Here is a 25,425-nt window from a genome sequence, read left to right as displayed (position 1 = left end):
ACTGCATGGACTGGCCAAGGGGGAAGGGGTGATGGAGGAGGAAATCAGCCGACCAGGAAGCGCCGCGCACCGGGCTTCAGCAACGGATACTTGGCCTGCAGGTACGGCTTGTCCTTGAGCAGTTGCGCGACATCGAAACCGATGTTGTCCTTGGCCTTGCGCCAACTGACGTAGCCGCTGGAGAACTCCGCGCGACTGGCGTCGCCCATGGCCTGCTGCAGCATCTGCTTGAGCTCGGCCTCGCGCTTTTCCTTGTCGGCCATCGACTGCCGCAGGGCCTTCAGTTCGATATAGGCGGCAGTCAGCCCAGCATGGCTGCTGAAGTTGACTACCTGACCGTTGTCCTCCGGATACAGGCAGCGTAGCGCTGCCTCCGCGGATGCCGTCCCGTCGGCTGGCGGTGGTGTGTCGGTCTCCACGTAGCGCCAGAACTTGCACTCCAGCTCGATCAGGCGAGCAATCATCTGCTCGTCCCGCTCAATGCGGTGGATCTCCAGCGTCTGGCCACCAAGCAGCACGGCTACATCCGCAGCCTGCTTGCCAGTGACGGCGAGCTGGTGCATCACCTGAAGCTCGACATACTCGGGGATGCCTTCCTTCCAGAGACGTGCCCCGTTTATGCCGGCGGTCTTGCATTCGAGGATCTGCACATCGTCGGCACCGATTACCTCACGGTCGATGTTGGCCAGCATCCAGGGCAGCTCCGGATCCGGATGCTGTAGCACGGCGTTAATGCGGCGGACCTTGTTCTTGGTGCGCTTGCTGTAGTGCCAGGCCACGATGGGTTCCAGGACGTTGCCCCAATACATCGGGCTTTCCTCATCCTGGGTATCGCCCTTAGGCAGCGCAGTGTCGCGGCCGGTCTTCTCCAGCCACAGTTCGAGCTGCGATTTGTAGGGATTCAGTCCCACGGCAGCCGCGGCATCCGAACTGCCGATGCCTTGTTTACGGATCTGCAGCCAGTCCTCGCGCGGAAGCTCCTTGGTGCTGACCAGGCGCAGGGCCGGGCGGGCTTTGCGGGAGCTGCCGTTCAATGACGTTGCTTTCATGGTATTCACCTGCAGACATGAAAACGCCCGACCAGCACAAGGCTGACCGGGCGCGAGGGTTGAAGTAAGTGAGGGCTAAGCGGCGAGCTGTAGCGCGGCATCCAGAGCGCGTTGCTTGATCTGTGCCCCCTGGCCGAACCAGGCCGAGTCCATGCGGTACTCGTTGCTGCGGGCACGACGTTCGTGGTCGACGTACTCGGTCACGGCGTTGAGTAGGCCCCAAGCTGTGCCACGTGCAGAGTCCAGCTGGCTACCGCGACCACGGCCTTCGTACAGCTCCTGGGCTTTGCGTAGCGCACGCTCGTTGGGCAGTACCTCCGGTAGGGCGCCGGTCGGGCTGGTCTCGCACAGCACGCCCATAAAGAATCCCAAAGCCTCATGCCACTGCACCTTGCGTTCGGCCAGCGCGCGCATGCGGTACATGAAGTCATCCCACTGGGATACGGCGATACCGAGCTGTTTCTTCACTGCTTGCGGATCGAAGCGGGTGTTGTGCGGCACCTTGATCGCGCGGCTGGTGCCGTCCAGGGCGATGGTCAGGGTGTTGTTGCACACCACGCGCACAGTGGTGGGTGTGGCAGTGGTGGCCAGGGTGCCGTCGCAGGATGTCGCGAGCAGCAGATAGCCGTTGACCTGATCATTACCCTTGATCGCAGCGCCTTGCCCGGTACGCGCCAGCGCCCAGAACTTGCGCCCGCCCTTGAGCACGCCAGCGGTTTCCAGCTCGTAGCCGGATACCTCGGTGAGGTCCCGGTAAAACTCGAGCACTTCCCGAGGCTGCACGGTGTGGTAGCGCTGCGAGACCACCGACAGCGGGGTTTTGGTGTCCGAACGGAACAGCACCTTCTGTTCGGGGAAGGAGTGAATTGCGCCCAGATGGCCCGTGACCTCTGATTTGAAATGCACGGGACTTTCGAGGATCTGCCAGTCCATCCCGGCTTCACGCTGCCAGACTTCGATGGGTTGTTTCTGAGTGAGCTGATTGCCCAGGCCATGCCACGGAGTAGCGCCAGCGTAGGCCATGGTTTCGACGAGATGTGCCATGTGAGCGATTCCTTTGGGTGCAGGCCGGCATAAAGCGCCGCGCCAGGCGCAGCACCGACCGGACGATTGAAATGAGAGGAGAGAAAGGGCCGGATCAGACTGGCAGGTTGAAGCGATGACCGCAGAGCAGACAGAGATTGTGGGCCAGGACGTGGCGGTCGAGCGACTCGCCAAGCTGGGCGCCTAGCGCACACCCGCCTACGCCGCCGGCCAGGCCGGCGAGAATGGCACCAGACACGGAACCTAGGGTGATACCGACAGGTCCGGCGAACGCGCCGATAGCTGCGCCAGCTTGGCCACCTCCCAGGGCTGCGCTGACGCTACGTGCAATACCGCCAAGGGTGCCGACGGCGGCGCCGACTCTCATGGCGTGATGGAAGGAAGCGATTTTTGGGGAGTGACAGCGAGGGCACTGCAATGACATGGGGCTAACCTCCTTGGTGCTTATGTCATCGCGATAATGTGTGGTTGAGATTTTTTCGAGTCGAATGGTCGCATTTCAGAAGCGAAACCAATGACGTAACGAGCCACAATCGGCAGAGACAGGCCGGGATTAGTGCTGATAGCTACTGCTCGCGTAGCGTCGCTCAAACTCCATCGTGCAGAGATAGCCCTTTGAATCGCCCCTGGTTTCGTAGACACCTCCAAGCCTCATAATGAGGCCCAAATAGGAGGTGCCATGAGTCGTCAGCGTTACCCCGAAGAGTTCAAGATCGAAGCGGTCAAGCAAGTGACCGAGAAAGGCAAACCCGTCGCCGATGTCGCCCAGCGCCTGGGCATGTCCGTACATAGCCTTTACGCCTGGATCAAGGTCTACACCAAGCCCCAAGAGCAGCGTCAGCAAGACGACGATCAGCAGGCCGAATTGCGCAAGCTACGCGCTGAACTCAAGCGCGTGACTGAAGAGCGAGACATCTTAAAAAAGGCCGCCGCGTACTTTGCCAAGGAGTGCGGCTGAAGTACGCCTTCATCAAGAAGCACTCGACTGATTACCCGGTGCGGCGCCTTTGCCAAACCCTCAAGGTGCACCCCAGCGGCTACTACGCCTGGCTGGCCGAGCCTCAATCTGCCCGAGCAAAAGAAGATCAACGTCTGCTTGGCTTGATCAAGCACGCTTGGCTAGAAAGCGGAGGTGTATACGGCTACCGCAAAATTCACGATGACCTACGTGAGCTGGGAGAGGAATGCGGACGAAATCGAGTCGGGCGCTTGATGCAGGCGGAGGGGCTACGTTCGCAAACGGGCTATCGGCGGCGTCCAGGGTTTTACGGTGGAAAACCAACAGTGGCCTCGCCCAACCACCTCGCGCGGCAGTTCAAGGTCAGTGAGCCGAACAAGGTCTGGGTGACAGATATCACTTACATCCGCACCTATGAAGGATGGCTCTATCTAGCGGTAGTGCTGGATCTGTTCTCACGCCAAGTAATTGGTTGGTCAATGAAGCCAAGGATGTGCAGCGACCTGGCTATCGACGCAATGTTGATGGCTGTGTGGCGACGCAAGCCACAGCAGCAAGTGATGATTCACTCAGATCAAGGTAGTCAGTTCAGTAGCTCAGATTGGCAAAGCTGCTTGAAGGCTAACAATGTAATCAGCAGCATGAGTCGGCGGGGAAACTGCCACGACAATGCCGTAGCCGAGAGCTTTTTCCAACTTTTGAAGCGGGAGCGCATCCGACGAAAGATCTACACAACCCGTGAAGAAGCCCGAAGTGATATTTTCGATTACATCGAAATGTTCTATAACCCTAAACGCCGACACAGCAGTGCTATGCAGCTGTTTCCAATAGAGTATGAGAAACGCTATTTCCTGAGCTTGGAGAGTGTCTAGGAAACCAGGGGCGATTCATGCGGTGTACCGTCTCACGAAACCCTACGTCCAGGAGCGACAGATCCGGAGGTTCAAGCTGTTCTAGAGCTGTGAGGTCAAGGAGCTTCAGCTCGGCGACTGGAGTCAGCGCCGTACTCACCACATGGTCCCCGGTGATGGAGCGTATTTCGCTCAGGCAGGTCTCTCGCTCCAGCGCGCAGTACAGAGCAGAGATACCGTTCGGCGTCATCCTTTGACTGCTTGCAAGGAATGTCGGAGTAGGGCCGAATTGGCCTGCGGGATCATTAATTATCTTCTCCGCATCGCTGAAACCTTTAGCAAGGCGCGCACGGTACATCAAGTCGCCATTGGCCATGGTCCGTATAGCTTCAGACTTAAGGCGCTCGTTATCGGCGACCAGCAGGGAGAAAATCGAGTCGAGAAATCTTCCGGCATTCGCGTTGAAGAACCGGTGCGTGTATTGCACACCCTCAACGAACTGGTTCCAAGGACCCTCGTAGAGGTTTACTTCCATCGCGTCGTCTTCGCCATAAAAGTGCGTAGTGTCGCCGGCGTCATCTAGATTGAATTCGTCTGGAACACCGCTACACAAATCGTCGAAATATGGTTCGTTGCCGAGATCAAACCATTCTGAGAGAACAATATCTATTTCTGCAATTGGGAATAGCTCAACCCTAGCCCCATACAACATGCCAATCTCGTAGTCCGAGAGATTCTCCTTACGGGCAGTATTCTCACGGACCCGGGCATAGACGTATTCAAATAGAATCTGGGATTCAATTGCGTTGCCACGGCGCTGGCAATACTTGCAGCCAGCTTCCTGCCCGTGCGCATCGAACAGCTTCTTGAGAGGTTCCGGAGTGACGCATTCAATACAAATCATCGCTTCTTCCTGAAGTTTCTTTTCTCATGCATAGGGCTGGAGCCATCTATTTAGCAACGCTTGCAGCGCCCATGTAGCCCCAAAAAAGTAGCAGCTGATTGCACTGTACCATTAAGGTAATCTCCATCAGGGACCATTTGAACAGATATTCCAGGGAGGGTCGAGCCACTCATGTCCGCAGATAAATCTCTTGTCGCTGCCCTTCAAGCGCTGTGGGACATCCCGCCACCTGGCTCGCAGAATCTCTGGAGCAGCCGCGAGTTCGTCGCACTGAAGGAGTTGCTCACCAAACGCTACTACAGCGGAAAATCCACCTTCGGGCTGGAGGTCTCCATCGGCAATGCGCTTAGGTCGCTGGGGCTGCCATGCAGCACCCCTCATCTGTCTAACCCGTCCATGCCAGACATGGCTAAGGTGGCTGGCCTGTTGGCTCATGAGTTTCAACGTACCACCACTAAGCGGCGTTACCTCTGCCCGCTCGATATGGCCGATGAGCTCCCGTCCTTCCAGTTTGGCAATGCCCGGATGGGTCGATTCGCCGATACCGAACTTGAGGTTTTGTTCAATGCGCCCCGCTTAGAGCGCTGCTATCCAGACATGCAGCTGGACGCTCAGCGCCTGTCCCAGTTTCATTGGATGGTCGTAGAGGAGGACGTATCTGTTCGCAGCGAATCGGGCAATCGCCAGTTCTCCTGGCTGGATTTCCCCATCGGAAAGGATCTGGGCGAGATTGTTCCCCACAGCGGGCGCTTCCCCGCTGCGGTAGAACGTGCACTGTTTTTCCTGCTACTGGCGCCATGGGAAGACTGGGCCGAGATGACCGAAGTGGACTGGCGGGGTTTCCGGCTGCCTTGGGTCTATACCCTCGACGATGACCTGTGCGCTTTCCCGCACCCGCCGCCCCACCCTGAGCGGCTGACGTGGGAGCCGTGCTCCTTCCAAGTGGACCACGACGAGTGGGAGGAAGCCGAACGCCCTATGTGGCTGCGAACTTGGGCAACCGCCGAGGATGTGCGGCAGGCACTGGAAGCCAGGTGGGAGCTGCTGCGTGTAGCTAGCCCCCAAGCGTCGGAGCTTTTCTCAACTCCTGTCGAACACTTCCTGGTCCGTGCGTTTCTTTCTGACGGCATCGATGAAGTGATGGCGCACCTCATCATGATTGAGGCCGCGTTTGGCGCCGAGGAAGACCACAGGCGTAAGCTGCGACTAACAGGTGATAATTACGACGAATCGCCGACGCGCAGGGTTGCTGCAAGACTGAGCGCCGCCATCGTCGAGCCTGGCGCAGCGAAGGAGCATCCCGTCGCCGTGTGATGATGGACCTGGGGTACATTAAGCGTTTAACGCAGCGCTGCGCGAGTCCTGCATTGGGGGTGATTGCTTTGAGAGAGGCTGAAACACTGATTCGGCATACCGGCAAGCTGAATATTGGCGCTGTGGAGAAAGCGATATTGGAGACTTTTCCATGATGAGGTTCTCTGAAATTGAGGCGTTCAGGGCCGTCATGTTGTCGGGCTCAACCACTGCGGCCGCGCAGACGCTGCACACCTCACAACCTAATGTGAGCAGAGCGATTGCGCTGCTTGAACAAAAAACCGGCTTGAAACTTTTCGAGCGATTGCCAGGGCGACTGGTGCCCACCAGTGACGCCCGGTCCTTCTTCAAGGAGGTACAACGAAGCTTTGCGGGGCTGCACCATCTGGACGAAGCCGCCAAGCGGATCAAGCGGTTCAGCGGTGGCGCGCTGACGGTCGCCGCAGTACAGATGCTTGCGCTGGGCCTGGTGCCCAGGGTGATGCAGCAGTTTTGTCAAAATCTGCCCGAAGTCAGCGTGTCCATCCATACCGGCCACGCAACGACAGTGGCACGCTGGGTTGAAGATCAAACCTGTGATGTCGGCTTGGTCTCCCAGGTCAATAACAACTATGGCCTGGCCTATGAGCACCTGTATGAGGTAGACGCCGTCTGCGTGATGCCTGCAGACCATCGGCTCGCACGCAAGGACGTGATAACCCCCCAGGACCTGGCGAATGAGCCTTTCATCTCGCTGCCCCGCACCGAACATGGCTACTCACTGGTCGACACCCATTTTGAAAACGCCGGTATTGACCGGCACATTCGCCTAGAGACCTCTTACAGTTCAATCACCTGTTCGCTGGTCATGCAGGGGCTAGGCCTATCGATCGTGAACCCGCTCGCCTCATTGGATTACCGCCATTCGGGCATGGTGACGCGGCCTTTTCTGCCCACCGTAAAACATCAGGGGTACATCATCTACCCCAAAGAGCGCGCGAACGATCGGTTGATTTCAGACTTCGTGACGACCGTCAAAGACGTGCTGGCCCGCGAACTCGAGAGCCTCGGGTGTAAAGCGCCGGCGTAGGGATTGCTCCCGGGAGGGGGGGTATATCACCAGTGCATAGGCCAAGGCGATATTCTATTTGCTTGTCCACCGCTGCTCCCCTTAACGTTGTGTTCAGCCGGAACTGGGGCGCTAAGCGTCTCCTGGAAGACAACAATTATAGTCCGTGCATTGAAGCTGGGCTTCTGCCGACTGATGTTACCCAATTGAGTCAAAACAGAGGCGGACCACTGCCTCGTTAACTCGCGTGAGGAGGGGAAGCTGACATGAAAAAAATCAACACCTTTGCATTGGCCAGCGCCATTACGCTTAGCAGCGGCGCGTATGCGCAAGACACGCTCTATTTCGCAGGGTATTCCGGCGACTTTCAAAAGACCTTTGAAACGGTCATCCTTCCCGAGTTCGAAGCCAAGCATGATGTCAACGTCGTTTATGTGCCGGGCAGCTCGAGTGAAAACCTTGCCAAATTGCAAGCGCAGCGAGCCAGTCAGCAAATCAACGTTGCCTTGTTTGACGACGGCCCCATGCATTACGCCGTGCAATTTGGCCTGTGCGATAACTTGGCGCAGTCGCCGGTGTATCAGGACATCTACGATATCGCCGCAGCCTCGAACTTCAAGGGTAAGGCGGTCGGTATCGGGCTGGTGGCGACGGGCATTGCCTACAATAAAGCAGTCTTCGCCAAGAATGGTTGGGCGGCGCCCACATCGTGGTCCGACATCGCGGACCCCAAATATGCCAAGCGCGTCGCCTCCAACCCTATCTCCGGTACGTTCGGCCTAAATACCTTGATCATGTTCTCCCGCATCAACGGTGGCGGTGAGCATGATATGGACCCAGGCTTCAAAGCCGTTCGTGAAAATGTCGCGCCCAATGTATTGGCGTGGACCTCTTCGAATGCCCAATTAGCGCAGATGTTCCAGAGCAACGATATCGATATTGCTGTCTGGGGTAGCAACCGTGCCGTGGCGTTGAAAAAAACAGGCTTTCCTATCGAGTTTGTTTATCCAAAAGAAGGCACACCCGCCATTATTGCTTCGGCCTGTGTAGTTTCCGGGAATAAGCTCGCAGAAAAATCTCAAGCGCTGATTCAATACCTGGCGTCTCCCAGTGTGCAGGCCAAGTTCGCCACCGAGGGCTTCGGCCCCGTCAACCGGCAAGCCAAGCTCGAAGAGGGTTTGGCCGAAGAGGTCCCTTATGGCGAAGAGAAGCTTGCGCAGCTGGTGCCGATAGACTGGGACACCGTTAACCGTAAACGTGCTGAATGGACAAAACAGTGGAGCCGTACCGTTGAGTGAGCGCTTTTCTCGACGATGATAATAATAGTGAGTATTGGCCATGAGTAATTTGATTATCCGAGGGCTCTCGAAAACCTATTCGGGCGGCTTTACCGCTGTGCGCAACTTGGACCTAGAGGTTAAGAGCGGTGAGTTCATCTCGCTGCTGGGTGGCTCGGGATGCGGAAAAACGACGACACTTCAGATGGTCGCGGGATTTATTTCCCCTACCACGGGTTCTGTCCATCTCGGTGGCAACGACATCACCAGCATGCTGCCTGAAAAACGTGACATGGGCATCGTATTCCAAAGCTATGCACTGTTCCCGCATATGACCGTTGCCGAAAACGTCGGCTTCGGGTTGCAGATGCGCAAAGTGCCTAAACAAGAGCTGGCGACGCGTGTCGAAGAAGCGCTCGCGATGGTCCGTCTGTCGGGGCTCGGGGCGCGTTATCCACGGGAGTTGTCCGGTGGCCAACGGCAGCGTGTCGCTATCGCACGGGTTTTGACGATCCGTCCGAGTGTCTTGCTGCTCGATGAGCCTATGTCGAACCTCGACGCTAAGCTCAGGGGTGAAATGCATGTTGAGCTCCGGGCGCTCCAGCGCCGGCTCGGCATTACTACTATCTTGGTCACCCATGACCAAGTCGAAGCCATGACAATGAGCGACCGAATCGCTGTGATGGCCGACGGTTGCATCGCAGAGCTGGGTAAGCCTCAAGATGTCTACGACCAGCCCACCTCCAGCTTCGCCATGCGCTTCCTGGGTCAGACCAATATTCTCATGGGCAAGGTGAAGTCCATCTCCCAGGGACAGGCATTGGTCCACCTGGACGGCATCGTCGTGCCCGCGAACCGGCAGCAGCTCAAGGTGGGCGACGACGCCATGCTGTTCATCCGGCCTGAGCGCATCCGCTTCACCCCGCCCGGCGTTGGGAAAGCCGAGGGGCGTATTGCATCACGTTTGTTCCTCGGTGGCCTGTGGTATTACGAAATCGAAAGCGCCTTGGGCGCGTTGAAGATGACAGCACCGAACAATGGCGAGCGCCAGCCTCAAGAAGGCGAAACGGTCGGCATCGGTTGGGGCGACGGCGACCTGCAGGTCGTATCCGCGGAGGCCGCCCATGGCTGACACTACCTACCGCGCCAATGGTGCTCAGTGGGTACTCTCGCTGCCCGCGCTCCTGTTGTTTCTAGGGTTGCTCGTCGTACCCATCGCATTGACTGGCATGCTTTCATTCAATGTGTTCGACGCCATGAGTGGCACTCAAAACAGTTATACCTTGGCCAGTTACCTGGAGGTACTCAGCGACAGTTTCTATTACGAGCTGTTTGCCCGTACCGCTTTGATGTCACTGGGCGTCACCGCCGTCTGCATTGCCATTGGCGTTCCTGAAACGCTGATCCTTTCGCGCATGCGGCCCGCATGGCAAGGTGGCTTTTTCGTCGTGATACTCGGCCCGTTACTCATTTCCGTGGTGGTACGGACGTTGGGATGGTCGCTGTTGTTGGGACGTGAAGGTTTTATCAACTCAGCGCTGATGGCACTCGGTCTGATCGACCAGCCACTACAGCTCATGTTTACCCTGACCGGGGTAGTGATTGCCCTGACCCATGTGATGATGCCTTTCATGGTGATCTCGGTATGGAGCACGCTGCAAAAAGTCGATGGCCAGATTGCCCATGCGGCCCGCTCCCTCGGGGCCGGCCCGGTGACCACCTTCAGGCGCGTTGTGCTGCCGCAGCTGATGCCGGGTATTTTGTCTGGCGGGATCATCGTCTTTACCTTGTCTGCCTCGGCCTTCGCCACGCCGGCGATGATCGGCGGTCGCGGCGTCAAAGTCGTCACCACGGCGATCTACGATGAATTTCTCTCCACGATGAACTGGCCATTGGGCGCTTCCATTGCGGTGCTCTTGCTTATTGCCATTGTCTTCGTGGTGATCGGCAGCAATCGATTGATCGAGCGAAAATTCAAGCAGGTGTTCGTATGAGTGATCGCAGCCTGGAAAGTAACGGACCCTTTGCAATACTCTTCCACACACTGTTCGTCAGTTTCATTGTGGCGCCGCTGTTGATCATTGTATTGGTCTCTTTCTCAGACAAGGGCTATATATCGATGCCTTTCGACGGCGCCTCGTGGCGGTGGTACAAAGCCATTTGGGACGCCCCGGAGTTGATCAATGCGTTTTGGCTCTCGGTGTGGCTGGGGCTTGGCGCGGCGACGATTGCGTCCATTGTCGCGGTACCCGCCGCGATAGCTATTGCCAAATACCGTTTCGCCGGACGCGAAGCACTTACATCATTGATTCTCTCCCCCTTGATGATTCCTCATGTCGTGCTTGGTGTAGCGTTTCTCAGGTTCTTTTCAGTGGCGGGGATTTCGGGTTCGTTCATCGGGCTGTTATTGGTGCATGCATTGATCGTCACGCCTTACTCACTGCGGCTTACCCTGGCGGCTGTCATCGGGATTGATCGCGATGCGGAACTGGCGGCACGCTCACTCGGCGCCTCTAAATATGTGTCCTTTTGGAAAGTGTTGTTTCCCTTGATTCTCCCAGGCGTGGCCGGCGGTTGGTTATTGGCCTTCATTCAAAGTTTCGATGAAGTCACCATGACGATATTCGTCTCCACCCCGGGTACTACGACACTTCCGGTTGCCCTGTATGAACGGATCGCATTGATGACCGACCCGGTGACGACTTCGGTTTCCACGGTAATGATTGTGGGAACGATGATCCTCATGTTTTTGCTAGACCGTATTGTCGGTTTGGACAAAGTATTAATCGGTAAAAAATAGGCCCAGGTGCACTTTTCGCTTCCAAAGACTTTGGCAGCGAGGAGCCGCTCGCCCTTTTTTCAAGAGCTGCCGCACAGTTGCGGAGGTGAAGTATGAGCAAAGAACACATGATCGTAGTGGGCGGTGGACTCGTCGGCGCGGCAATTGGCTACGGTGCCGCGCGCAGGGGCCTTAAGGTCACCGTCCTCGACCAAGGGGATGCCGCATTACGCGCCTCTCGGGGAAATTTTGGCCTGGTCTGGTTATCGAGCAAAGGTGGTGGGATGCCCCGCTATGCGCAATGGACGCGCGATGCCGTAAGACAGTGGCCGGAACTGCACCGGGAATTGCTCAGCCTGACGGGTGTCGATACGGGGCTTGAGCAAACGGGCGGCTTCTGGCTTGGGTTCAGCGAAAAAGAGGTACAAGCGCGGGCGGACTTGCTTGAGAAAATCAACAAAGCAGTGGGTGATATCCCCTATCAAATGATGGGCCCTGCAGAGCTGAAGCAGCATTTGCCTGGGCTAGGCCCCAAGGTCGTCGGCGGAAGCTTCGGTACTCATGATGGCCACGCCAACCCCTTGATGCTGCTCAGGGCACTGCATGCGGGTCTGAAAATGAAGGGGGCAGATATCATTTCTGGCGTTGACGTTGTTGCGGTCTCGCAGGACCCCGGTACCGGTAAATTCACGGCGCGTTCCCGGGATGGCCAATCCTGGAACAGCGACAGGCTCGTACTCGCCGCCGGTATCGGGATCTCCGAGTTGGCATCGCAAGTGGGGTTGCATGCCCCAACCCGCCCGACGCGCGGGCAAGTGCTGATCACCGAGCGGCTCAAGCCGTTTATCCCCTACCCGACGAACAAGGCGCGGCAGACCAAGGAAGGGTCGGTGCAGATCGGCTCGACTTCAGAAGATGTCGGTCTGGATGATCGCACGACACCTGACAAGATCAGCTGGCTCGCCGAACGGGCTGTAGATACGTTTCCCGCCCTCAAGGATGTGAGGCTCGTTCGAGCATGGGGCGCCATTCGGCCTTTAACCCCCGACGGCTACCCGGTGTACCAGAGTTCGACGACGTGCCCAGGGGCCTATGCCGTTATTTGTCATAGCGGCGTGACACTGGCGGCAATCCACGCCTACGTCATCGGGCCCTGGGTCGGGGGCATAACACCCTCACCCCCGAACTTCGAAGGGTTCCACAGCGACAGATTCCTAGACCCCAACGCGAGTTTTACCCATGACCACTAAGCCGCTTTTTTCTGTTTCGAACGCGCCTGCTGGGCGGACGGTAAAAATCACATTCGAGGGGCAAGAATTGCGCGTCGCCGAGGGCATCAGTGTGGCTGCCGCGTTGCTGACCCAAGGCGCCCGTGATTTCCGCTCCAGTATCGTCGGTAATGTTTCCCGCGCTCCGTACTGCATGATGGGTGTTTGCTTTGAATGCCTCGTTGAAATCGACGGCGTACCCGCACGGCAAAGTTGCATGGTCCCGGTGCGCGACGGCATGCATATCAAGCGTCAACTCGGCGCTGTGGCACTGGACCTCGGCGAAATGGGAGGGTGCCATGAATAATGTCCCGGTAGACCTGGTGGTCGTCGGTGCCGGCCCAGCTGGAATGGCCGCAGCCTGCCAGGCACGCGCCCAGGGGTTGACGGTGGTCGTGCTGGACGAGCAACCAGCGCTCGGCGGCCAGATCTATCGGCGGATCGAGTCCGCTCCTGAAGCCATACAACACATCCTCGGCGCGGATTACGTCGCAGGCCGAGCCCTTGCTCGTGAATTCAAAGCCAGCGGTGCTATCCACATCACCGGTGCGGTGGTCTGGAACGTGGCCGCTTCGGGGGAAATCAATTACATCGCCAATGGCCATAATGAAGACATCGTCGGCAAGTATGTCGTACTGGCCAGCGGCGCCATGGAGCGACCATTCCCCATCAAAGGCTGGACGTTACCTGGTGTAATGGGCGCGGGTGCCGGTCAGATCATGCTCAAAGGGGCTGGTGCACTGCCTACCGAGCCCGTTGTCCTCGCCGGTTGCGGTCCGCTGCTCTACCTCTTGGCTTGGCAATACCTCAGGGCAGGCGTGGCGATCAAGGCGTTGGTGGACACCACACCACAGTCGGCTTATGTCCGGGCGTTGCGCGAAGCGGCTGGTGCGCTCAAAGGCTGGCGTGATCTTGCCAAGGGCATGAAGCTGCTCGCGTCGATCAAGCGTCACGGGGTCAAGGTTTACTCGGGCGCTACCGACCTGGCAATCGTGGGGGACCATGCGGCCCAAGGCATTCAATTCAAACATCGCGGGCAGCGCACGTCCGTCGCGTCTTCTCTGGTGTTACTGCATCAAGGGGTGGTCCCGAATGCGCAACTCAGCCTCTCGACGGGCGCCGCGCACTATTGGAGCCCCGAGCAACTTTGCTGGTTGCCGCATACCGATGAGCATGGACGCCTGGGCGACACCGTGATCTACGTCGCCGGTGATAGCCGAGGCATCGTCGGCGCCAAGGCATCTGCTGTACAGGGACGCTTGGCGGCCTTGGCAATTGGGGCGCAGCTTGGAAGTTTGCAGGGCTTGGGACATCAACTGGCCGGACTGGCTCAGCAGTTGGAAAACGCTACGAGCATCAGAAAGTTCCTGGATGTTCTTTATCGCCCCCAAGAGGAAAATAGAATTCCCGCAGACGATAACGTGCTGGTGTGCCGCTGCGAGGAAGTGACTGCTGGGCAGATTCGCAGCTATGTAGCGTTGGGCTGCCATGGGCCGAATCAAACCAAGGCATTTGGCCGCTGCGGCATGGGGCCATGCCAAGGACGTTTCTGCGGTTTAACCGTCACCGAAATTATCGCGAAAACGCGCAACGTCGATCCTAACGAGGTCGGCCACTACCGCGTTCGCGCCCCTATCAAACCTATTTTACTGGGCGAACTTACACATTAGTTCGCCCGTTCTTCATACTAAAATCCAGGAGCCTATATGAGTGATATCGTTCGCATCGAAACTGACCCGCGCCGTAGCCGGGTCGTTATTTATAATGGTGTGATTTATGTCGGCGGGATGACCGCCGATGACCGCACTCAAGATATCGCCGGCCAAACACGCGATACATTGGCGAAAATTGAAGCTTATCTTGAGAAGGCGGGCTCAGACAAAAGCCGGGTGCTGACAGCGCAAATCTGGATCAAAGACCTGGCCCGTGACTTCGACAGCATGAATGAGGTCTGGAACGCCTGGACCGCACCGGGTTGCGCCCCCACGCGCGCCACCGCCCAGTGCGACATGGGCGCGCCGGATGTGCTGGTCGAGATCATCGTGACCGCCGCGGTTGCTGAGTAAGCCGCCTCGCAGTACTACAGCTAAACCGGTCTGTACGGTGTTCACGGCACCGCGCAATGTGATGAGGCGTTTCAACTACAGCTTCTGACTGGCGTGAGCGCGCGCACCGGCGCAAGGTGCGCCGCTGCGCCCACGGCTTACCAATCAGCCGGGGGGATATCCGCGGCTATCGCACCCGGCATGCCATCTACGGCCGCTACGCGCCCGATCGCGCAGCCCAGCGGGCTGAGTGGACTCCCCACAGGATTTCTAGGCCTTCAGAACAGTCTTCTCCCGCTTGTTCCGCATCCGCCCAGCCTCCACATCCGCGAGAATCGCCTGGGCAAGCCCACTCAGGTAATAGGCGGCCCAGATCATGTCGCCATCTTCATCCACAGCCCCCGCGAGGATCAGCTTGTGCACGCACCCCAACAGGGTCGAGGCCTGTTCCAGGGCATAGTCGCAGGGCACGCCAGGGCTGATGTGGAACAAGTCCATGGGCGGATTCTGGTTCGTGATGAAGCTCGTCACATCTGCGGTAGTGGCCTTCTCGGCCTCGGGAAGCGCGCTCATGTCATCACCTCCTGGCGCTCACTGGCCTGCAGCTTGGCGAGCGCAAGTTCGATCAGCGCCTTCTCCTAAACGAGCTTGCTCAGCTTGAAGCATGCGTAGATATTGACGGTGCCGTAAACGAGTTAAAGGTCACAGAGGTATTTCGTCGGTATGGACGCCTCGACAACCTACCGGAGGAATGTGTCTCACGAGCGAGTCGCGTGGAGGAGATGCTGAATGCCATCACTGCATTTGCCACCGCCTGCGGCAATTCAAACTCAACTATTGCAGAAGTGCTCGCACCAGTCTTGAGCGCACACTTATTTGAAGTCGATCATCGCCTCTCGGAAGCATATGCGGACAAGTCGCCACCTCTTCCGGCACCGGGCCGGGGGGAAGAGGAATCCAAACAGGCCAGGATGCGGCGTGGGTGGTGTGCGCTGTTCGCCGCACCTTGGAGTCAACTCAGACTTTACCGAACTTACCTCGCCGGGAATTCAGTTCTTGCAACGCATCAGGTGGTGAAAGGTTCTGAGTTTATGCACGTCATGGTTGTTATGGATGATGCTCTTGCTGGTGGTTTCCTTATTTCCTACGACAAGATTTTTGGTGGTGTGGAGCTTAGCAAGCGGGACAAAGAGAACGCAGAGCAGGGCAAAGAAACGACTATCGACCGCACCTTGCGGTTGTTTTACGTAACCTGCAGCCGCGCTCAGGAGTCGCTTGCCCTGGTGCTCTGGTCGTCCGACCCAGCAGCGGCACTTGATAGAATCAAGGAAAGCAACTGGTTTACCATAGACGAGGTAGAGACAATACCTTAGCTAATCCGATAGGTAACAAAGGTGCGCCGGTCAACCCTGATGTAGAGGGTCCTTAAAGAAATGACGGGTCTCCAATAGCGGCGTGCTATCGGGCTAAATCCGGCACATCCGTATTCCGTGCAAATGTCTGCGAATAGTAGTTATTTGTCTATTGCAAACGACTACTTTTGGGCAGTGTTTGTTGGTCAACGTATCGAAACGACTTTTTTGTCCCTATTCTCCTGGATAGCTGATACCGACAGATTGCCCGTTGCTGCTCCCTGGATGTGCTCACTCCACCAGGTCATCATCGGGCGTCTCCGCTCGATGTAGTCCGCACGGTTGTAGGCACTGCGAACCTCGTCTTTATCGACGTGGGCCAGTGCTACCTCGATCAACTCGGGATCCCAGCCATGCTCGTTGAGGATGGTGCTACCCATCGAGCGCATGCCGTGGCTGACCAGGCGTCCCTCGAAGCCCATTCGTTTCAGCGCCATGTTGGCGGTCTGGCTGTTGCAGTGGGTGCGGGGGTTTCGGTCTGCGGGGAACACATACTCCCGATGTCCACTGTAAGGTTTGATAGCTTCCAGGAGCGCGAGAGCCTGCTCCGTGAGCGGGACAATGTGCGTGCGGCGCTTCTTCATACGCTCCGCAGGGATCGTCCAGATCTTCTTCTCGATGTCGATATCTGCCCAGCGGGTGGTTGCTGCCTCGATTGGTCGAGTCATGGTGTGGAGCTGCCATTCGATCAGGCAGCGGGTTGTTCTTTTTATGCTGGCATTGGCTATTGCCACCATGAGCTCTTTCAGCTCATCGGGGGGTAGTGCCGGCATGTTTTTCTTTTTCGGTTTCTTGAAGACGGAGCGGATGCCGCTAAGGGGGTTCGCGTGAATCAGTCCCGAGTTGACCCCGTAGGTCATGATCTCGTTGAGTCGCTGCGTCAGCCGCTTCACAGTCTCAAGGCTGCCCTTGGTTTCGAGTGGTCGGAGCAAGTTGATAACCTGAGGGGCGTTGATGGCTGAGATCGGAGTGGTGCCCAAATCAGGGAAGATGTGTAGCGTGAGGGAGCGCCAGATGTCCTCAGCGTAGGCCTGTGTCACCGAGTCCTTTTTCAGCTCATACCAAGCCGTCGCGATGTTCTGAAAGGTATGTTCGGTCGCGGCTTTTTTCGCCTGACGGTTAGCGTTGCGCTGTTCCTTCGGATCGACTCCTTGGGCAACAAGCTCCCTAGCCTCGACGGTTCGCTTGCGCGCCTGAGCCAGGCTCACTTCAGGGAAAGTTCCTAGACCCATGTTTATCCGTTTCTTCGTTACGGGATGGATATAGTTAAAATTCCACAGCTTAGAGCCATTGCTTCTCACTCGCATCTGGAGGCCGTTGCCATCAGTTAGTGTGTAGTCCTTTTCACTAGGCTTGGCGGTTTTGACTTTGAGGTCAGAGAGGCGAGTAGCTTGGGCACCCATGATGTATTCCAAAGCTGGTTGTGTATTCCAAAAAATACCAGCTGAGTGCTTGGAATACCACGTGGAATACACGAAAACATAGATGCTGCTGGACGCTATTGGATCGCCATGGCGCTGAAAGCCCCGTATTTGCTGAGTTTCAGGCACAAAAAAAGACGTCCGTGGACGTCTTTGATTGATCATTTGGTGGAGCCGGGGGGATTTGAACCCCCGTCCGCCAGTACTCCGCTGTCGGTACTACATGCTTAGCCGTGTCTACTGATTTAATCCGCAGCCGCCCGACGGGCAGGGTGCTTTGGATGAGTTGGGTAAGTTTTAGTCGCTTTGCCCCCAACGTGCTACACGACGATCCTGTTCTGTATGACAATCATTTCGGGTTTACAGGCATCCCCTGATGATTGCTGGAGCCGAAGCTACCAGGAGAGCGGGCTCAGCTGCTTACGCAGCGAGAGCGTAACCCTCGTAGTTTTCGTCATTGGCAACTATAGAAAGTTGCAACAGTGGATTTACGAGTTCTGTTACCAACTCGGCATGCACCTAGAGTTTCGCTACCGGCGTCGAATCCTGATCGGCCCCACACTAGCTCTTGGCTAACGCACCTTACGGCACGTGAGGTGGAGTATACGCCATTGCGCGGGCGACGTCGACAGCCGGTCCTGTCACCCGCGTTGCGAGGGCTCAAGCACCGCTGCCGCCGGCTGAACCGCTGCCTTTCTCGGTTTTTTCCAGGCGCTCCAGCACTTTGCTGGTGATCGCGATGCAGCCCTTGGTGTCGCCTGAAGCCTGGGCGGCTTTGGCTTTGTCGACCTGCTCGGTCAGGGCCTTGTCCAAACCTTCGGAGGTAGCACCGGCGGTGGCCATGCTGTCGTCGATCTTCTGCAGGTTGGCGGTGCACAGGTCATCGGCGGCGAAGGCCGGCGATGCCAATAGGGTAGCGGCCGCGAAGAGGGCCGAAAGCGCGGTACCTTTCATGGGTGTCTCCTTTTATGGCCGCTGGGAGGTGGGCCTATAAAAGTGGACTGCTGTGATTTGGCGGGGGTTCAATTCGAGTGGTGGCATGTGGGAGCGGGCGCGCCCGCGAAGCAGGCGCTGCATTGGATGGCACGGGCTTCGCCCGTGTTCGCGGGCGCGCCCGCTCCCACAGGTTTTTGCGCCGCCTGTAGTTATTGAGGGTCAGATGCTGCGTGGACGGGTAACGCGGTCTACCAGGTAGACCAACCCGTGATAGTCGATGCCGCTGTGGCTGGACAGACCGATTTCACAGGTGCGGCTGGTGGAGATGCCTTCGCTGCAATACTGCACCGCATCCTTCAGGCTGCGCAGCGAGTGGGCGTTGAGCTCGGGGGTGGTGAAGCCCTTGTCGCCGGCAAAGCCGCAGCAGTGAATGCCCTCCGGGATCACCACCTGCTTGCTGCAACGGCGGGCCAGGTCGATCAGCGCCTGGCTTTCGCCCAGGTGCTGGGTGCTGCAGGTCACGTGCACGGCCACCGGCTCGTCCTGGGGGGTGAACTCCAGTTTGTCGACCAGGTGGGTGCGGATGAAGCGCACGGGGTCGTACAGGTCCAGCCGGGTTTCGCCCAGGTCCTGCACCAGGCGCAGGGTGCAGGGGCTGGTGTCGCAGTAGATCGGGTCGAGGCCGCCGCGGCTGGCGTGGAGCAGGGCGTTGATCAGCTCCTGGCGCTTGTGTTCGGCCTGCTCGGGGTAGCCCTTGGAGGCGAACGGCTGGCCGCAGCAGAGGCTGTCGGCGTTGCCCGGGAATACGATCTGGTAACCGGCTTTTTCCAGCAGGGCGCGGGTCTTGTCCAGCAGCGAGCTTTGCTCGCGGTCGGCGTAGGCGGGGCCCATCACCCGGGAAACGCAGGCGGCGAGGTAGACCACGCGGGGGCGGGCGTCGTTGCTCGCGGGGCCGAAATCCATTGTGCGCAGCGGCTGGGGCATGGCCGGGGTCCACTGCGGCAGGCGGCCTTTGCTGGCCTTGCTCAGTGATGCACTGAGGCGTCCCAGGCGTGGGGCGCCGAGCAGCTTGCGGGCGGTATTGGCGGCGGTGAGGGTGAAGCGGGCGCCGGCCAGGGCGGTATGGAAATGCTCGGCCAGCCAGTCGGCTGTCTTGGCGTGGTCAGCGGCCTGGCTGCGCAGTTTCTTCACGAGCTCGCCGGTGTTGATGCCGACCGGGCAGCGCTGGGCGCACAGGCCGGTGGCGGCGCAGGTGTCGATACCTTGGTACTGGTAGGTCTGCAGCAGCTCGCGGGTGTCGACGCCGGCGCGGTTCTTCGCCTGGATGTCGCGCCACATGACAATGCGCTGGCGGGGGCTGAGGGTCAGACCCTTGGAGGGGCAGACCGGTTCGCAGAAGCCGCACTCGATGCACTTGTCGACGATCTCATCGGCGGCGGGCAGCGGCTTGAGGTTTTTCAGGTGGATGTCCGGGTCTTCACTCAGCACCACGTCAGGGTTGAGGATACCGTTGGGGTCGAGCAGGCGCTTGAGCTTCCACATCAGCTGGTAGGCGTCATGGCCCCATTCCAGTTCTACGAACGGCGCCATGTTGCGCCCGGTGCCATGTTCGGCCTTGAGCGAGCCGCCGAACTCTACCGCCACCAGCTGCGCCACGTCGTCCATGAAGGCTTGGTAACGGGCGACTTCCTCGGCGCTGTTGAAACCTTGGGTGAAGACGAAGTGCAAGTTACCTTCCAGCGCGTGGCCGAAGATGATCGCCTCGTCGTACTGGTGCTTGTCGAACAGACGGATCAGACGGTTGACGCCTTCGGCCAGTTGCTCGACGGGGAAGGTGACGTCTTCGATGATCACCGTGGTGCCGGTCTGGCGCACGGCGCCGACGGCGGGGAAGGTGTCCTTGCGGATCTTCCACAGCTGGTTGTACACGGCTGGGTCTTCGCTGAACTCGACCTTCTGCTCCAGCGGGTAGTCGGCGATCGAGGCCATCACCCGCTGCAGTTGCTCATGCAGCAGGCTCTGGCTGGCGGCGCGGGACTCGATCAGCAGGGCGCAGGCGTCGTCCGACAGGCCTTTGACCCATAGCGGCATGCCCGCCATGTTCTGCACCGAGCGCAGGCTGCGGCGGTCGAGCAGCTCGACGGCGGACACCGGCTGGTGCTTGAGCACGGTGACGGCGCGGCAGCAACTTTCCACGCTGGGGAACACCAGCAGGGCGCTGGCCTTGTGCGGATGGTCGGGCACGGTGTCGTAGGTGACGGCGCTGATGAAGCCCAGGGAGCCTTCGGAACCGACCAGCAGGTGCTGCAGGATATCCAGTGGTTGGTCGTAGTCCACCAGTGCGTTGAGTGACAGGCCGGTGGTGTTCTTCAGGCGGTATTTGTGCCGGATGCGGTCGGCCAGTGCGGTGTTGGCGCGGGTTTCGCGGCCAAGGCGAGCCAGCGATTCGAGCAGTTCGGCGTGGCTGGTTTCGAAGGCCGCGACACTGGCCGGGTCTTCGCTGTCCAGGCGGGTGCCGTCGGCCAGCACCAGGCGCAGGCCGGCGAGGGTATGGTAGGTGTTCTGCGCGGTACCGCAGCACATGCCGCTGGCGTTGTTGGCAACGATGCCGCCGATCTTGCAGGCGTTGATCGAGGCTGGGTCGGGGCCGATCTTGCGCCCGTACGGGGCCAGCCACGCGTTGGCCTGGGCGCCGATAACGCCGGGTTGCAGACGGATCTGCTCGCCCTGACCGCGGATTTCCCGGCCGTTCCAGTTGTCGCCGAGCACGATCAGCACCGAATCGCTGATGGCCTGGCCGGACAGGCTGGTGCCGGCGGCGCGGAAGGTCACCGGCACGCGTTCGCGCTGGGCCAGTTGAATCAGCCCGACCACTTCGTCCTCGGACTCGACGCGCACCACCAGTTTGGGGATCAGCCGGTAAAAGCTGGCGTCGGTGCCGAAGGCCAGGGTAGAGGTCGGGTCGTCGAAACGGCGTTCGGCAGGGATCAGGCGCTCGGCATCACGCAGGAACGCAGCGGGCAGGCTCATGCAATCTCCTCGCGGGGCTGCGGCGTCTGGCGCGCGGCGTGCCCCGGTCATTCAGGCGGTACGGTGGGCAGGCGCTCAGGCGCCCAGTTCGCGGACCAGCGAATCGCGGGTGATCTCGCTGATCGACTTGGCGCCGGTCAGCACCATGGCCACGCGCATTTCCTTCTCGAACAGTTCGAGCAAGTTCTTCACCCCGGCCTGGCCATGTACGGCCAGTGCCCAGAGGAAGGCGCGGCCGATCAGCACGGTGTCGGCGCCGAGGGCGATCATGCGCACCACGTCGAGGCCGCTGCGGATGCCGGAGTCGGCGAGGATCTTCAGGTCACCTTTGACCGCATCGGCAATTGCCGGCAAGGCGCGGGCACTGGACAGCACGCCGTCGAGCTGGCGGCCGCCATGGTTGGACACGACGATGCCGTCGGCACCGAACTTGACCGCATCACGGGCGTCGTCGGCGTCGAGGATGCCTTTGATGATCATTGGGCCGTCCCAGAATTCGCGAATCCATTCCAGGTCCTTCCACGAGATCGACGGGTCGAAGTTGCTGCCCAGCCAGCCGATGTAGTCGGCAAGGCCCGTGGGGTTGCCGCGGTACTTGGAGATGTTGCCCAGGTCGTGCGGGCGGCCCATCACTCCAACATCCCACGCCCACTCGGGGTGGGTCATGGCTTGCAGCACGCGGCGCATCGGGCCGTTGGCGCCACTCATGCCGGAGTGGGCGTCGCGGTAGCGGGCGCCGGGTACCGGCATGTCGACGGTGAACACCAGGGTTTTCACGCCGGCGGCCTTGGCCCGCTCCAGCGCGTTGCGCATGAAGCCGCGGTCCTTGAGCACGTACAGCTGGAACCACATCGGCCGGTCGATGGCGGGCGCCACTTCTTCGATCGGGCACACCGACACCGTGGACATGGTGAACGGAATGCCGTGGGCCGCCGCCGCTCGCGCCGCCTGCACTTCGCCACGGCGGGCGTACATGCCGGTGAGGCCGACCGGGGCCAAGGCCACGGGCATGCTCAGGGTCTCGTCGAACAGCTTGGTTTCGAGGCTGAGCTCGGACATGTTCTTCAGCACGCGCTGGCGCAGGGCGATGCTGGCCAGGTCCGAAACGTTGTGGCGCAGGGTGTGCTCGGCGTAGGCACCGCCGTCGGCGTAGTGGAAGAGGAAGGGGGGCAGCTTGCGTTGGGCCGCGGCGCGATAGTCGGTGGAGGCGGAAATGATCATGGATTCTCGCAGCGTGGGTTGAAGGAGATGCCGGGCGCTTTGGCGCCCAGCTCCTTTCACTTTAGTGATGAACCAGCATGCCGGTCAGCCAATAGGCCTGGATCAAGGTGATCAGGCCGACGATGGTGGCGAAGAACAGGCTGTGCTTGACGGTGAAGCGGAACAGGTCGGATTCCTTGCCGACCAGGCCGGTAGCGGCGCAGGCCACGGCGATCGACTGTGGCGAGATCATCTTGCCGGTCACGCCGCCGCTGGTGTTGGCCGCGACCAGCAAGGTGTCATTGACCCCGATCTGGTGCGCAGTGGTGGCCTGCAGCGAGCTGAACAGGGCGTTGGACGAGGTGTCCGAACCGGTCAGGAACACGCCCAGCCAGCCGAGGAACGGCGAGAAGAACGGGAACGCGGCGCCGGTGCCGGCCAGGACCAGGGCCATGGTCGATGACATGCCCGAGTAGTTGGTGACGAAGGCGAAGGCCAGCACCATGCCGATCGACAGGATCGGCCAGCGCAGTTCCCAGAAGGTCTCTTTAAAAGTGGTCAGACCAGTTTTGAAGTTGATCTTCAGCACAGCCATGGAGATCAGCGCCGAGAGGAAGATCGCGGTGCCGGTGGCGGAGATCGGATCGAGCTTGAACACCGCTGGCATGGCGGTTGGCGCGGTGACGATCGGTGCGGTCTTGATCACCAGCTGGTCGAGGTGCGGGATGGCGAAGTTGAACACGAAGTTGTACATCGCGCCGCCCGGGGCGAAGGCTGCCTTGAACGGCTTGAGCGTCCAGATAGTGACTAGCACGGTAAGGATCAGGAACGGCGACCAAGCCTTGAAGATCTCGCCGAAGCTGTACGGGGTCGGCTGGCTGCCGCTTGGCTGCACCACGGCGGCGCCGACGCTGCCTTTGGCCTCGGCGAACGCGCGCTTGGGCTGCCAGACTTTCAGGAACAGGGTCAGGCAGATCAGGCTGGCCAGGGCCGAGGTGATGTCTGGCAGTTCAGGGCCGATGAAGTTCGAGGTGAAGTACTGGGTCACGGCGAAGCTCAGGCCGGCAACCAGGGCGGCTGGCCAGGTTTCTTTCACGCCGCGCAGGCCGTCCATCATGAACACCAGCCAGAACGGTACGAACAGCGACAGCAGTGGCAGCTGTCGGCCGGTCATGGCGCCGATGTGGAAGGCGTCGATGCCGGTGACCTGGCCGGCCACGATGATCGGGATACCCAGGGCGCCAAAAGCCACCGGTGCGGTGTTGGCGATCAGGCACAGGCCGGCGGCGTACAGCGGGTTGAAGCCCAGGCCCACCAGCAGCGCGGCGGTGATGGCCACCGGGGCGCCGAAGCCGGCGGCGCCTTCGAGGAAGGCACCGAAGCAGAAGCCGATCAGCAGGACCTGCAGGCGCTGGTCATCGGTGATCGACAGCACCGAGCTGCGGATCACTTCGAACTGGCCGCTCTTGACCGTGAGTTTGTAAAGGAACACCGCGGCAACGATGATCCAGGCAATCGGCCAGAGGCCGTAAAGGAAGCCATAACCTGCGGCGGCCAGGGCCATGTCGACAGGCATGTGGAAGGCGAAGATCGCCACCAGGATCGACAGGGCAAGGGTGATGCTGCCAGCCACGTGGCCTTTGAGGCGGAACACGGCAAGGGCCAGGAAGAAGAACACGATAGGGATGACCGCCGCCAGTGCGGACAGGCCGAGACTACCAAGCGGGGTATAGAGTTGTTGCCAGGTTTGCATATGGGGTGGCCCCTAATTGTTGTTGGTCAGGCACTGGCATTGGATAATTGGTAAGACCAATTTACAATGGCTGGTCGCTAGGTTAAAAGCGCTGTTGTGGGTGTGTCAATTTGTCCCGTGCAAAACTTTGGTCGCGGGTCGATGAACGGGCGGCTGCTTCCTGGTGAAAACCGTCGGCTGATGCGTGCTGGCGCGGCGTGGATCGGCGAGAATAAGCGCCCCCTGAATTGGCCGGGGGTTTGTGGAGAGCATGTGATGGTTTTTGATCAGGTCCGCCAACGGCGCCTGTCCGACGACATCGTCGATCGGTTGGAAGGGATGATTCTGGAAGGCACGCTGACCTCCGGGCAGCGGCTGCCTGCAGAGCGTGTCCTGGCCGAACAGTTCGGTGTGTCGCGCCCGTCACTGCGTGAGGCGATCCAGAAACTGGTGGCCAAGGGGCTGCTGGTGAGCCGCCAGGGTGGCGGCAATTACGTGGCCGAATCGCTTGGCTCGACCTTCAGCGACCCGCTGCTGCAACTGCTCGAGCACAGTGCCGAAGCGCAGCGCGACCTGCTTGAGTTCCGTCATACCCTGGAGGCGTCATGCGCCTATTACGCGGCCCAGCGTGCCACCGAGCCTGATCGTGCGCGGCTGAAGGCGGCGTTCGATACCTTGCAGGACTGTTATGCGCGGGCCGACGAGGTGACGCGGGCGGAGGAGGGGGCGGCCGATGCGCGTTTCCACCTGGCAATTGCCGAGGCCAGCCATAACGCGGTGTTGCTGCATACGATCCGCGGCTTGTTCGACCTGCTCAAGCGCAACGTGGTGACCAACATTGGTGGCATGTACCAGCAGCGTACGGAAACACGCGACATGCTGATTAGTCAGCACCGCGAGTTGTACCAGGCGATTGTCGAGGGCAGGGCGGAGGAGGCGCGCGAGGTATCCAGCCGGCACATTCTGTATGTGCAGGAGGTGCTGGAAGAGGCGCAGGATGAAGCGCAGCGGGTGGCGCGGGCTGAGCGGCGCAGCGGCCGTTGAGATCGGTGCTGGCTTCTTCGCGGGCTCGTCCGCTCCCACAAGTATTGCGCAGGTTTCAGACCCTGCGCAGTTCCTGTGGGAGCGGGCTTGTCCCGCGAAGAGGCCGGAACAGG

General features: G+C 59.5%; 23 protein-coding genes and 1 other RNA gene. 13 read left to right on the top strand and 11 right to left on the bottom strand.

Annotation, left to right across the window (positions count from 1 at the left end; genetic code table 11):
• Positions 1-44: 44 nt before the first annotated feature.
• The 3 genes from APH28_RS11395 to APH28_RS11385 all read right to left on the bottom strand — a co-directional run bounded on the left by APH28_RS11395 (position 45) and on the right by APH28_RS11385 (position 2,517).
• Positions 45-1,049: a YqaJ viral recombinase family protein gene (locus APH28_RS11395; protein ID WP_034023887.1), complete on the bottom strand. Its 1,005-nt coding sequence runs from the start codon at positions 1,047-1,049 to the stop codon at positions 45-47.
• A gap of 75 nt (positions 1,050-1,124) precedes the next feature.
• The gene (locus tag APH28_RS11390) at positions 1,125-2,093 is read right to left on the bottom strand and encodes a DUF932 domain-containing protein (protein ID WP_033959465.1); all 969 of its coding nucleotides are present in this window, start codon (positions 2,091-2,093) and stop codon (positions 1,125-1,127) included.
• 94 nt (positions 2,094-2,187) lie between these two features.
• Positions 2,188-2,517: a hypothetical protein gene (locus tag APH28_RS11385; RefSeq protein WP_009681987.1), complete on the bottom strand. Its 330-nt coding sequence runs from the start codon at positions 2,515-2,517 to the stop codon at positions 2,188-2,190.
• Between the two features lie 255 nt (positions 2,518-2,772).
• Here APH28_RS11385 and APH28_RS28050 point away from each other — a divergent pair.
• Positions 2,773-3,923, top strand: a protein-coding gene (locus APH28_RS28050) for an IS3 family transposase (protein ID WP_099814507.1) whose coding sequence is annotated in 2 segments (ribosomal slippage) — positions 2,773-3,007 and positions 3,007-3,923 — 1,152 coding nt in all. Because the reading frame shifts where the segments join, the coding sequence is not laid out codon by codon here.
• Here the strand turns inward: APH28_RS28050 and APH28_RS11375 are convergent.
• Complete coding sequence (locus tag APH28_RS11375; protein WP_225317930.1) at positions 3,862-4,806, bottom strand: RES family NAD+ phosphorylase; 945 nt, start codon at positions 4,804-4,806, stop codon at positions 3,862-3,864. The two genes, APH28_RS28050 and APH28_RS11375, sit on opposite strands and share 62 nt — an antisense overlap.
• Before the next feature lie 171 nt (positions 4,807-4,977).
• Here APH28_RS11375 and APH28_RS11370 point away from each other — a divergent pair, with 171 nt between their 5' ends.
• From APH28_RS11370 to APH28_RS11325, 10 genes are all read left to right on the top strand, one after another.
• Complete coding sequence (locus APH28_RS11370) at positions 4,978-6,120, top strand: hypothetical protein (RefSeq protein ID WP_052161961.1); 1,143 nt, start codon at positions 4,978-4,980, stop codon at positions 6,118-6,120.
• 151 nt (positions 6,121-6,271) lie between these two features.
• The gene (locus APH28_RS11365) at positions 6,272-7,189 is read left to right on the top strand and encodes a LysR substrate-binding domain-containing protein (protein ID WP_009681612.1); all 918 of its coding nucleotides are present in this window, start codon (positions 6,272-6,274) and stop codon (positions 7,187-7,189) included.
• Between the two features lie 245 nt (positions 7,190-7,434).
• The gene (locus tag APH28_RS11360; protein WP_009681611.1) at positions 7,435-8,466 is read left to right on the top strand and encodes an ABC transporter substrate-binding protein; all 1,032 of its coding nucleotides are present in this window, start codon (positions 7,435-7,437) and stop codon (positions 8,464-8,466) included.
• 40 nt (positions 8,467-8,506) lie between these two features.
• Positions 8,507-9,577: an ABC transporter ATP-binding protein gene (locus APH28_RS11355; protein ID WP_009681610.1), complete on the top strand. Its 1,071-nt coding sequence runs from the start codon at positions 8,507-8,509 to the stop codon at positions 9,575-9,577.
• Positions 9,570-10,439 (top strand): ABC transporter permease, encoded by an 870-nt coding sequence (locus tag APH28_RS11350; protein WP_009681609.1) that lies wholly within the window; start codon positions 9,570-9,572, stop codon positions 10,437-10,439. The genes APH28_RS11355 and APH28_RS11350 overlap by 8 nt, the downstream gene beginning before the upstream one ends.
• Positions 10,440-10,450: 11 nt before the next feature.
• Complete coding sequence (locus tag APH28_RS11345) at positions 10,451-11,245, top strand: ABC transporter permease (RefSeq protein ID WP_197844851.1); 795 nt, start codon at positions 10,451-10,453, stop codon at positions 11,243-11,245.
• A 92-nt stretch (positions 11,246-11,337) separates the two neighbouring features.
• Positions 11,338-12,474, top strand: a complete 1,137-nt coding sequence (locus tag APH28_RS11340) for an FAD-binding oxidoreductase (RefSeq protein WP_034023886.1) — start codon at positions 11,338-11,340, stop codon at positions 12,472-12,474.
• Positions 12,464-12,799, top strand: a complete 336-nt coding sequence (locus APH28_RS11335) for a (2Fe-2S)-binding protein (protein WP_009681606.1) — start codon at positions 12,464-12,466, stop codon at positions 12,797-12,799. Before APH28_RS11340 ends, APH28_RS11335 begins: the two co-directional genes overlap by 11 nt.
• The gene (locus tag APH28_RS11330) at positions 12,792-14,162 is read left to right on the top strand and encodes an FAD-dependent oxidoreductase (RefSeq protein WP_009681605.1); all 1,371 of its coding nucleotides are present in this window, start codon (positions 12,792-12,794) and stop codon (positions 14,160-14,162) included. Before APH28_RS11335 ends, APH28_RS11330 begins: the two co-directional genes overlap by 8 nt.
• 36 nt (positions 14,163-14,198) lie before the next feature.
• Positions 14,199-14,558: a RidA family protein gene (locus APH28_RS11325; protein WP_009681604.1), complete on the top strand. Its 360-nt coding sequence runs from the start codon at positions 14,199-14,201 to the stop codon at positions 14,556-14,558.
• Between the two features lie 249 nt (positions 14,559-14,807).
• Here the strand turns inward: APH28_RS11325 and APH28_RS11320 are convergent, their stop codons facing one another.
• Positions 14,808-15,110, bottom strand: a complete 303-nt coding sequence (locus APH28_RS11320; RefSeq protein ID WP_009681603.1) for a DUF3077 domain-containing protein — start codon at positions 15,108-15,110, stop codon at positions 14,808-14,810.
• Between the two features lie 200 nt (positions 15,111-15,310).
• On the opposite strand from APH28_RS11320, the gene APH28_RS29150 reads away from it, so the two are divergent.
• On the top strand, positions 15,311-15,910 hold the full coding sequence (locus APH28_RS29150; RefSeq protein WP_225317809.1) for a hypothetical protein: 600 nt from the start codon (positions 15,311-15,313) through the stop codon (positions 15,908-15,910).
• Positions 15,911-16,095: 185 nt separating this feature from the next.
• On the opposite strand, the gene APH28_RS11310 is transcribed toward APH28_RS29150, so the two are convergent.
• From APH28_RS11310 to APH28_RS11285, 6 genes are all read right to left on the bottom strand, one after another.
• Positions 16,096-17,352 (bottom strand): integrase domain-containing protein, encoded by a 1,257-nt coding sequence (locus tag APH28_RS11310; protein ID WP_009685259.1) that lies wholly within the window; start codon positions 17,350-17,352, stop codon positions 16,096-16,098.
• A gap of 184 nt (positions 17,353-17,536) precedes the next feature.
• Positions 17,537-17,928: a transfer-messenger RNA gene (gene ssrA / locus APH28_RS11305) on the bottom strand.
• Positions 17,929-18,030: 102 nt separating this feature from the next.
• A complete protein-coding gene (locus tag APH28_RS11300; protein WP_060509394.1) occupies positions 18,031-18,324 on the bottom strand; it encodes a hypothetical protein in 294 nt (97 codons plus the stop codon).
• A 201-nt stretch (positions 18,325-18,525) separates the two neighbouring features.
• Positions 18,526-21,336, bottom strand: coding sequence for an FAD-binding and (Fe-S)-binding domain-containing protein (locus APH28_RS11295; protein WP_060509392.1), 2,811 nt, complete (start codon positions 21,334-21,336; stop codon positions 18,526-18,528).
• A gap of 75 nt (positions 21,337-21,411) precedes the next feature.
• Entirely contained in the window at positions 21,412-22,557 is a 1,146-nt protein-coding gene (gene lldD / locus APH28_RS11290; RefSeq protein WP_060509390.1) for an FMN-dependent L-lactate dehydrogenase LldD, read from the bottom strand.
• A 61-nt stretch (positions 22,558-22,618) separates the two neighbouring features.
• Complete coding sequence (locus APH28_RS11285; RefSeq protein WP_060509388.1) at positions 22,619-24,289, bottom strand: lactate permease LctP family transporter; 1,671 nt, start codon at positions 24,287-24,289, stop codon at positions 22,619-22,621.
• 255 nt (positions 24,290-24,544) lie between these two features.
• Between APH28_RS11285 and APH28_RS11280 the strand changes: the two genes are divergently transcribed.
• Positions 24,545-25,312: an FCD domain-containing protein gene (locus APH28_RS11280; RefSeq protein WP_060484221.1), complete on the top strand. Its 768-nt coding sequence runs from the start codon at positions 24,545-24,547 to the stop codon at positions 25,310-25,312.
• Positions 25,313-25,425: the final 113 nt, after the last annotated feature.

It is taken from the genome of Pseudomonas sp. NBRC 111124 (genome assembly GCF_001320245.1).
Classification (GTDB): Bacteria; Pseudomonadota; Gammaproteobacteria; order Pseudomonadales; family Pseudomonadaceae; genus Aquipseudomonas.
This window is presented reverse-complemented; position numbering and strand designations above follow the sequence as displayed.

Bases quoted from the DNA above. Each gene is read 5' to 3' on its own strand.
- APH28_RS11395 (WP_034023887.1), bottom strand. From the start codon at position 1,049: ATGAAAGCAACGTCATTGAACGGCAGCTCCCGCAAAGCCCGCCCGGCC.
- APH28_RS11390 (WP_033959465.1), bottom strand. From the start codon at position 2,093: ATGGCACATCTCGTCGAAACCATGGCCTACGCTGGCGCTACTCCGTGG.
- APH28_RS11385 (WP_009681987.1), bottom strand. From the start codon at position 2,517: ATGTCATTGCAGTGCCCTCGCTGTCACTCCCCAAAAATCGCTTCCTTC.
- APH28_RS11375 (WP_225317930.1), bottom strand. From the start codon at position 4,806: ATGATTTGTATTGAATGCGTCACTCCGGAACCTCTCAAGAAGCTGTTC.
- APH28_RS11370 (WP_052161961.1), top strand. From the start codon at position 4,978: ATGTCCGCAGATAAATCTCTTGTCGCTGCCCTTCAAGCGCTGTGGGAC.
- APH28_RS11365 (WP_009681612.1), top strand. From the start codon at position 6,272: ATGATGAGGTTCTCTGAAATTGAGGCGTTCAGGGCCGTCATGTTGTCG.
- APH28_RS11360 (WP_009681611.1), top strand. From the start codon at position 7,435: ATGAAAAAAATCAACACCTTTGCATTGGCCAGCGCCATTACGCTTAGC.
- APH28_RS11355 (WP_009681610.1), top strand. From the start codon at position 8,507: ATGAGTAATTTGATTATCCGAGGGCTCTCGAAAACCTATTCGGGCGGC.
- APH28_RS11350 (WP_009681609.1), top strand. From the start codon at position 9,570: ATGGCTGACACTACCTACCGCGCCAATGGTGCTCAGTGGGTACTCTCG.
- APH28_RS11340 (WP_034023886.1), top strand. From the start codon at position 11,338: ATGAGCAAAGAACACATGATCGTAGTGGGCGGTGGACTCGTCGGCGCG.
- APH28_RS11335 (WP_009681606.1), top strand. From the start codon at position 12,464: ATGACCACTAAGCCGCTTTTTTCTGTTTCGAACGCGCCTGCTGGGCGG.
- APH28_RS11330 (WP_009681605.1), top strand. From the start codon at position 12,792: ATGAATAATGTCCCGGTAGACCTGGTGGTCGTCGGTGCCGGCCCAGCT.
- APH28_RS11325 (WP_009681604.1), top strand. From the start codon at position 14,199: ATGAGTGATATCGTTCGCATCGAAACTGACCCGCGCCGTAGCCGGGTC.
- APH28_RS11320 (WP_009681603.1), bottom strand. From the start codon at position 15,110: ATGAGCGCGCTTCCCGAGGCCGAGAAGGCCACTACCGCAGATGTGACG.
- APH28_RS11310 (WP_009685259.1), bottom strand. From the start codon at position 17,352: ATGGGTGCCCAAGCTACTCGCCTCTCTGACCTCAAAGTCAAAACCGCC.
- APH28_RS11300 (WP_060509394.1), bottom strand. From the start codon at position 18,324: ATGAAAGGTACCGCGCTTTCGGCCCTCTTCGCGGCCGCTACCCTATTG.
- APH28_RS11295 (WP_060509392.1), bottom strand. From the start codon at position 21,336: ATGAGCCTGCCCGCTGCGTTCCTGCGTGATGCCGAGCGCCTGATCCCT.
- lldD (WP_060509390.1), bottom strand. From the start codon at position 22,557: ATGATCATTTCCGCCTCCACCGACTATCGCGCCGCGGCCCAACGCAAG.
- APH28_RS11285 (WP_060509388.1), bottom strand. From the start codon at position 24,289: ATGCAAACCTGGCAACAACTCTATACCCCGCTTGGTAGTCTCGGCCTG.
- APH28_RS11280 (WP_060484221.1), top strand. From the start codon at position 24,545: ATGGTTTTTGATCAGGTCCGCCAACGGCGCCTGTCCGACGACATCGTC.